The organism is Streptomyces sp. HSW2009 (genome assembly GCF_040240285.1).
GTDB lineage: Bacteria > Actinomycetota > Actinomycetes > Streptomycetales > Streptomycetaceae > Streptomyces.
The window spans coordinates 1-6852 of record NZ_JBEHZD010000447.1 but is presented as its reverse complement, the minus strand read 5'-3'; the positions used below and the strand labels follow the sequence as shown (position 1 = coordinate 6852).

At 71.9% G+C, this 6852-nt stretch carries 4 protein-coding genes and 1 pseudogene; 3 read left to right on the top strand and 2 right to left on the bottom strand.

What is annotated here, in order from left to right; translation table 11 throughout:
• Positions 1-322, bottom strand: a pseudogene (locus tag AAHZ94_RS25825) (hypothetical protein); the annotation flags it as partial.
• A gap of 25 nt (positions 323-347) precedes the next feature.
• Here AAHZ94_RS25825 and AAHZ94_RS25820 point away from each other — a divergent pair.
• Both AAHZ94_RS25820 and AAHZ94_RS25815 read left to right on the top strand, forming a co-directional pair.
• Positions 348-1178: a peptidyl-tRNA hydrolase gene (locus AAHZ94_RS25820; RefSeq protein WP_349995646.1), complete on the top strand. Its 831-nt coding sequence runs from the start codon at positions 348-350 to the stop codon at positions 1176-1178.
• Between the two features lie 45 nt (positions 1179-1223).
• Complete coding sequence (locus tag AAHZ94_RS25815) at positions 1224-2582, top strand: polysaccharide deacetylase family protein (RefSeq protein WP_502964784.1); 1359 nt, start codon at positions 1224-1226, stop codon at positions 2580-2582.
• Between the two features lie 143 nt (positions 2583-2725).
• On the opposite strand, the gene AAHZ94_RS25810 is transcribed toward AAHZ94_RS25815, so the two are convergent.
• Entirely contained in the window at positions 2726-5074 is a 2349-nt protein-coding gene (locus AAHZ94_RS25810) for a transglycosylase domain-containing protein (protein ID WP_349995643.1), read from the bottom strand.
• 451 nt (positions 5075-5525) lie between these two features.
• On the opposite strand from AAHZ94_RS25810, the gene AAHZ94_RS25805 reads away from it, so the two are divergent.
• Positions 5526-6852, top strand: a 1327-nt coding sequence (locus AAHZ94_RS25805) for an MbnB/TglH/ChrH family RiPP precursor modification enzyme (protein ID WP_349995641.1), incomplete at its 3' end; no start/stop codon positions are given.

The window sequence follows — 6852 nt, the reverse complement described above, 5'->3', positions numbered from 1 at the left end:
GAGTGACGGTGCTGCGGGCCGCGCCGCGCTCCTTGAGCACGCCCTGTTGCAGCCCGGCCGCGGAGGCGCAGGGGGCGGAGGAGGTGGCGGGCGGCCCCTTGGGGGGGGTGGGGGGGGTGGGGGCCGGGTTTGGGGGGGGGGGGGCTCCCGGGGGGGGGGGTTGGGGGGGGGGGGGGGGGGGGGGGGGGGGGGCCAGCCCGCGGGGGGCGGGGGGGGGGGGGGCGGCCGGCCGGCCGGACGGGGATATGGGGACGGCGGCAGCCAGGTCAGGCAAGGGCTCGGGCGGGGACGGCGGCAACCAGGCCAGGTCAGGCCGGGGCATGGGGGCGGCTGGCAGACTGGGGCGCGTGATCGACTCCGACTCCGGCCCTGCGACCGGCCCCGACTCCCACTCCGCGCCCGGCCCGGCGGCCGACCCTGCTTCCGGCCCGGCCTCCGACTCGGCGACCGGCCGCGCGCCCGACCCCACGGCCACCCCGCGCAGTGCGGCGGACCGGGACGCCGCGCCGCAGTTCGTGCTGCCGCTGGTGGTCCGCGTGGAGAAGGCCGCGCCGCCGGCCCGTACGGATGCGTTGGAGACCGCCGCCCGCGCCGTGCTCACGCTGCTCGACGACCCGCGGGCCACGGAGTCGGACGGGCCGTGGCACCAGGCCGTACGCGACTGGCAGGACGCCCGCATCCGCAAGGTGGTGCGGCGGGCCAGGGGCGCCGAGTGGCGGCGGGCCGCGGAACTGCCGGGCATCACGGTCACCGGCGCCGGCGGCACCGAGGTACGGGTCTATCCGCCGGTACCGCTGGACAGCTGGCCCAAGGAGTTGGCCAAGCTCCAGGTCTCGGGCACCGAACTGGCCGACCCGCACGAGCCCGGACAGCCGGCCGCGGACGCGCCGGTGCTGTGGCTCAACCCCGCGCTGGAGATGTCCGCGGGCAAGGCGATGGCCCAGGCCGGGCACGGCGCACAGCTCGCCTGGTGGGAGCTGACCGACGAGCAGCAGGCGGCCTGGCGGCAGGCGGGGTTCCCGCTGGCGGTGCGGGTCGCCCCGGCCGCCCGGTGGCCCGCGCTGACCGGCAGCGGGCTACCGGTCGTACGGGACGCGGGGTACACGGAGATCGCGCCCGGTTCGTGCACAGTCGTCGCAGACCACCCGGCCCTTCGGACACGCCCCAGGCAACTGTGATACTTAGGCACGAGAACATCTGTACTGGTGCCCAGGGGGGCGAAGTTGAGCACGTCCCGGAAGAAGTCACGTAGAGCGCGTACGTCGCGTAAAGCGTCCAAACCGTCGAAAAAGGCGATATACACCTCGATAGCCCTGGTCTCGGCGTGTGCCGTGACCGCGGTGGCGATCGGCCTTTCCCGCGGCGATTCCGATGACGGTAAGCAGGACACCACCGCTGCCACCGGCGCCCGGCCCACGCTCCCGGGTCCGCTCGGTCCGGACGGCAAGGACGGCAAGGGGGGCAAGGAGAAGGGCGACAAGCCCAAGTCGACGGAGCCGCCCTGGGACGGCAAGGTCAAGGTGCTCGGGGACGGCTCCACGTCCTACACCGGGCCGCAGCCGCACCAGCCGAAGGCGGAGAAGCTCAAGCCGGGCGAGCAGCCCCCGCAGTTCGTGGTGTTCTCCTGGGACGGTGCGCTCCAGGGGGACGACCGGCTGTTCTCCCACTTCCGTCAGGTCGCCCGGGACAGCAACGCGAAGATGACGTTCTTCCTGACCGGCATGTACCTGCTGCCGAAGTCGAAGAAGGAGTCGTACCGGCCGCCGCAGCACAAGCCGGGCAGCGCGGCGATATCCTTCGCGACCGATCCGCACATCCGGGACACGCTGGAGCAGTTGCGCGGCGCCTGGCAGGACGGCCACGAGATAGGCAGCCACTTCAACGGACACTTCTGCGGCGCCAAGGGCGGCGACGACTGGAGCGTCGACGAGTGGAAGAGCGAGATCAAGCAGCAGTACTCGTTCGTGCAGAACTGGAAGACCAACACCGGCTACACCGATATCGATCCGCTGCCCTTCGACTACACGCGGGAGTTGGTGGGCGGCCGGGCCCCGTGCCTTGAGGGCCAGAAGACGCTGATACCGGCGATCAAGTCGTTCGGTTGGCGGTACGACGCGAGTTCGCCGGGCGACTTCCAGATATGGCCGACCAAGATGGACGGCATCTGGAACTTCCCGCTCCAACTCCTGCCGTACCCCAAGAGCGAGAAGCAGGTCCTATCGATGGACTTCAACTTCCTCTACAACCAGTCGGGGGACACCACCGAGGGCGATCCGGCCAAGTACGAGGAATGGCTGAAGCTCACCACCGGCGGCTATCTCAACGGCTTCGAGCGGGTCTACAACGGCAGTCGCGCGCCGATGTTCATCGGCAATCACTTCGAGGACTGGAATGGCGGCATATACATGCAGGCCATTGAGAACGTGATGCGCGAGATCTGCCCGCGCAAGGGCGTGCGGTGCGTGTCCTTCAAGCAGCTCAGCGACTGGCTCGACGCGCAGGACCCGGAGGTGCTCGCCAAGTTCCGCGGCCTTGACCCGGCACAGGCGCCCGACTGGAAGACCCTGACCAAGAAGAAGTAGCCGCGGGCCCATCGGCCCCGTGCAGCGGCGCGAGCGGTTCACCGCCCGCGCCGCTGTTGGTCGTTCCGGCCTGTTTGTGCCGGTCTGTTGTGTCTGGCCTGTTTGTGCCGGCCGCAGGAGTGGTCAGCCGCCGCCCCCACGGGTCAGGGCGCCGCCCGTAGGTAGTCGGTCCAGATGCGCAGCGGGTAGCCGTTGCCCGTCTTCGGCGTGGGGTCGCCGCCCAGGCCGTCGAGCGGCTGGAGTTCGTGGGTCTTCGGGTCGAGCCTGCTGACGGCGACCGAGGTGGCGAGCGTGTCGCGGTAGCCGACGAACCAGGCGGCGGTGTCGTCCTGCGCCGTGCCCGCCTTCCCCGCGGCGCCGGCCCCCACCACGCCCGCCGCGCTCGCGGCGCCGCTGCGCACGGAGTCCTTGAGCGCCCCGTCCACCGCCTCGGCGACCTCCGGGCGCAACACCTGCTTCCCGGTCGGCATGCTCAGGTCGACGGCGTCACCGTTGCGGGTCAGCCGGGTCACCGAGTACGGCTCGGTGTGCTGGCCACGGGCGGCGAAGGTGCTGTACGCGCTGGCCATCCGGATCGCGCTCGGCTTGGCGGTGCCCAGCGAGAGCGCCGGCACCTGCTCGCCGAAGCTGCTGGGCAGCATCCCCGTCGCCACGGCGGTGCTGCGCACCCGGTCGAGCCCGACGTCCATGCCGAGTTGCATGATCGGCGTGTTCACCGAGTTGACCACCGCCTGGTGCAGGCTGATCTTGCCCCAGGACTTCCCGCCGTCGTTGCGGGCCCGCACGATCTTGCCGCTGCGGTCCCAGTACGGGCCCTCGGGCGTGCGCACGGCGGCCTTGTCGTCGCCGTCGTACACGGTGGCCGGAGTGACGGTGCTGCGGGCCGCGCCGCGCTCCTTGAGCACGCCCTGTTGCAGCCCGGCCGCGTAGACGAAGGGGGCGAAGGAGGTGCCGGCCGGCACATTGGAGGCGTTGGCGTCGTTGAAGCCCTGTTTGACGTAGTCGGGGCCGCCGTACAGGGCCACGATCCGGCCGTCGGTGGCCACCGAAGCGGCGCCGACGCGCAGTTGTTTGTCGGCCTCCCGCTGGTTCGGCTTGAGGCCGTCGCGGACCTTCTTGACCGCCGCGGCCAACGCCTCCACCTTGGGCTTCTCGAAGGTGGTGCGGATCTGGTAGCCGCCCAGGTCGAAGTCGGCGGGTTCGATGTCGGTGTGCGCGGCGACGTAGGCGCGGGCGGTCTCCACCAGATAGCCGGTCTGCCCGTCGAGCCCGGCCGGCTGCGGCTGCTTGCGCGGCTCGGGGAACTCGGTGATGGCCTTCCGCTCATCGCGCGAGAGCTTGCCGATCTCGACCATCCGGTCGAGCACCCAGTTCCAGCGCTCCACGGCCCGCCGCCGATTGGCATCACTGACGTGTGGGTCATACATTCCGGCGCCCTTGAGCAAGGTGGCGAGGAAGGCTCCCTCGCTCACCGTCAGCTCGGAAACGTCCTTGCGGTAGTACGCGTACGAAGCGCGCTGAATTCCATAGGTGCCACGCCCGAACCAACTGGTGTTGAGATATCCCTCCAGAATCTCGTCCTTGCTCAGCTTGTTGTCCAATTTGATGGCGATGAACATCTCGGTGATTTTCCGCGAGAGGTCCTGCCGCTGGTTCAGATAGGCGTTCTTCACATACTGCTGGGTAATGGTGGAGCCGCCCTGGGTTTCACCGCCGGTCACCATGCGGGTCACCGCACGGAACATGCCGGTCGGTGAGACGCCGCTGTCGGAGTAGAACGAGGCGTTCTCGGCCGCGAGCACCGCCCAGCGCACGTCTTCCGGCACCCGGTCGAGCGCGGTGGCCTGCCGGTTGATCTGGCCGGTGCGGCCCATTTCGGTGCCGTCCGCCCAGTAGTAGACGTTGTCCTGCTGGGTCGCGAAGTCATTGAGGTCTTCGGGGATCTCGGTCTGCGAGTACGCGTATCCGACGACGCCGGACAGCGTTCCGAAGACGAAGAGGAAGAGGCCGAGCGAGAGCCGCCAGGAGGGTATCCAGCGGCGCACCCCGCGCTTGCCCGCGCGCGGATAGTCCACCCGGGGGCGGCGCAGCCAACGCGCGCGTTGCGGCCGGCTCTTGCGCCTGCGGCCCGTACCGCCTGCGGGGGTGCGGCCCTTGGCGGTCTCGTCGGCGGAGTGGCCGGCGGTCGCCGCGTCCGGTGACGTGCCTGGTGGCGTGCCCGGTGGCGTACTCGCGCCGGCTGCGGCCCCGCTGTCGGCGGCGGCGTGGGACGTCTGCGATCCGGCAGGCGGTGGGGTGCCCGGTGGGGGCGGGATGCGCGGGCCGCCGCGGGAGGCGGAGCCCGGCGTGACGATGCCGAAGGAGATCGTGTGGTCGTCGGGGAGCCTGCTGGCGTCGCCGGTGGTGGCGGGCCGGCCCTCCGCGTTCTCCGCGCCGCCCGTCCCCCCGTTCCGCCGCGCTCTGGCCGCAGCGAACAGCTTTCCGATCCGCACGTCTCTCCCACGTCCCGCGTGCGACACGGTGAACACGGCGCGCCACCGCATCCACTGCGCCCCGATAACCATCCGACCCTATGGCGCCTTGTGAACAGCTTTCGCAAGAGAACCGCACAAGTTCGTAGCAGTGCTGACATTAGCGGACTCATGCAAGGGCAATCTACGTATCCGGGTCTGCGTGCCTATCATCACTCAACCCTCGGCCAAGGCGCTGGAAAATCGGAACCACAGCCGACGAAGACCGCTCCGCAGTCCCCCCGTTCCGGATCGGCCCGGAGCCGGGTGCGCCCGCCCCTGCCGGGCGCCCGGGAATCCCGTCCTCCGGCCCCGGACGGCCAGGCCGGCAACCTCAAAAGAAGCTCTGAACCAAACGCGGATGCTGTTCGTCCCCGCTTGCGGGGGCCAAGACTTCTTGCACGCGGACCGTCGCGCATTTCAGGGGGGCGCCATGGAACGGCTAGGCATCGGCATCGGCTGGCGACCGGAGATCGCCGCCGACATCGCACAGTTGCCGGGCATCGACTGGGTGGAGGTGGTGGCGGAGAACATCTGCCCGAACCATCTGCCCGATGCCCTGCGCACCTTGCTCGACGGCGGCACGACCGTCGTCCCGCACGGCGTCTCACTGGGGCTCGGCGACGCCGCCCGCCCGGACCCACAGCGGCTGGCCGCGCTCGCCGAGCGGGCCGAGGCACTGGCGGCCCCGCTGGTCACCGAACACATCGCGTTCGTACGCGGCGGCGGGCCGCTGACCGCATCGCCCGGCATCGAGGCCGGGCACCTGCTGCCGGTGCCGCGCACCCGGGACGCGCTGGACGTGCTGTGCGCCAACGTCCGCATCGCGCAGGACGCGCTGCCGGTCCCACTGGCGCTGGAGAACATCGCGGCGCTGTTCCGCTGGCCGGACGAAGAGCTGACCGAGGGGCAGTTCCTCACCGAACTCGTGGAGCGCACCGGGGTCCACCTGCTGATCGACGTGGCCAATCTGCACACCAACCACGTCAACCGGGGCGAGGACCCGGCCACCACGCTGGACGCGCTGCCCGTCGCTGCGCTGGCGTACGTCCACGTGGCCGGCGGCATCGAGCGCGACGGCATCTGGCACGACAGCCATGCGCACCCGGTGACCGAGCCGGTGCTCGACGTCCTCGCCGAACTGTGCGCCAGGGTGGCGCCGCCCGGCGTCCTGTTGGAGCGCGACGAGGCGTTCCCCGCCGCGGCGGAACTCGCGGGCGAACTCGATGCGATCCGGTCCGTACTGACGGGGGCGGCGGGGCGGCGTCCCGCGCCGGGCGGGGTCGCCGGGTCCGGCGGGTCCGGCAGGTCGGACGGATCTGCCGGGCCTGACGGGCTGGGCGGGCCGGTCGTGGCCGCGGGCGAGCGGGCCGAGGTGGCGGCCGAGGCGGCGGCCGAGGTAGCTGCGGCGGTGGAGGCCCATCGGCCGGGGGGCCTTGAGGGGTACGTAACGCCGGGCGGCTCTGGCGGGTGCGTGCCGTCGGGCGGCTCCGGTGGGTCTGTATCGCCGGGTGGCCCTGGCGGGTGCGTGCCGTCGGGCGGGCCGCTGCCGCACGCCGCCGGTTCGGCGGCCGGGCCGCGTCCGCACGGTGGTGGGGCCCGGCAGCGGCACCCGGTGTCACTGGCCCGTAGGGCGCGCGGCCCCGCGCGCGCCCGCCATCCGCACCCGCCCGCCGCAACGGCCCGCCCCCCCCCCCGGCCCCCGCCCCCCGCCCCCCCCCCCCCCCGGCCCGCCCGCCCCCCCCCCCCCCCCCCCCCCC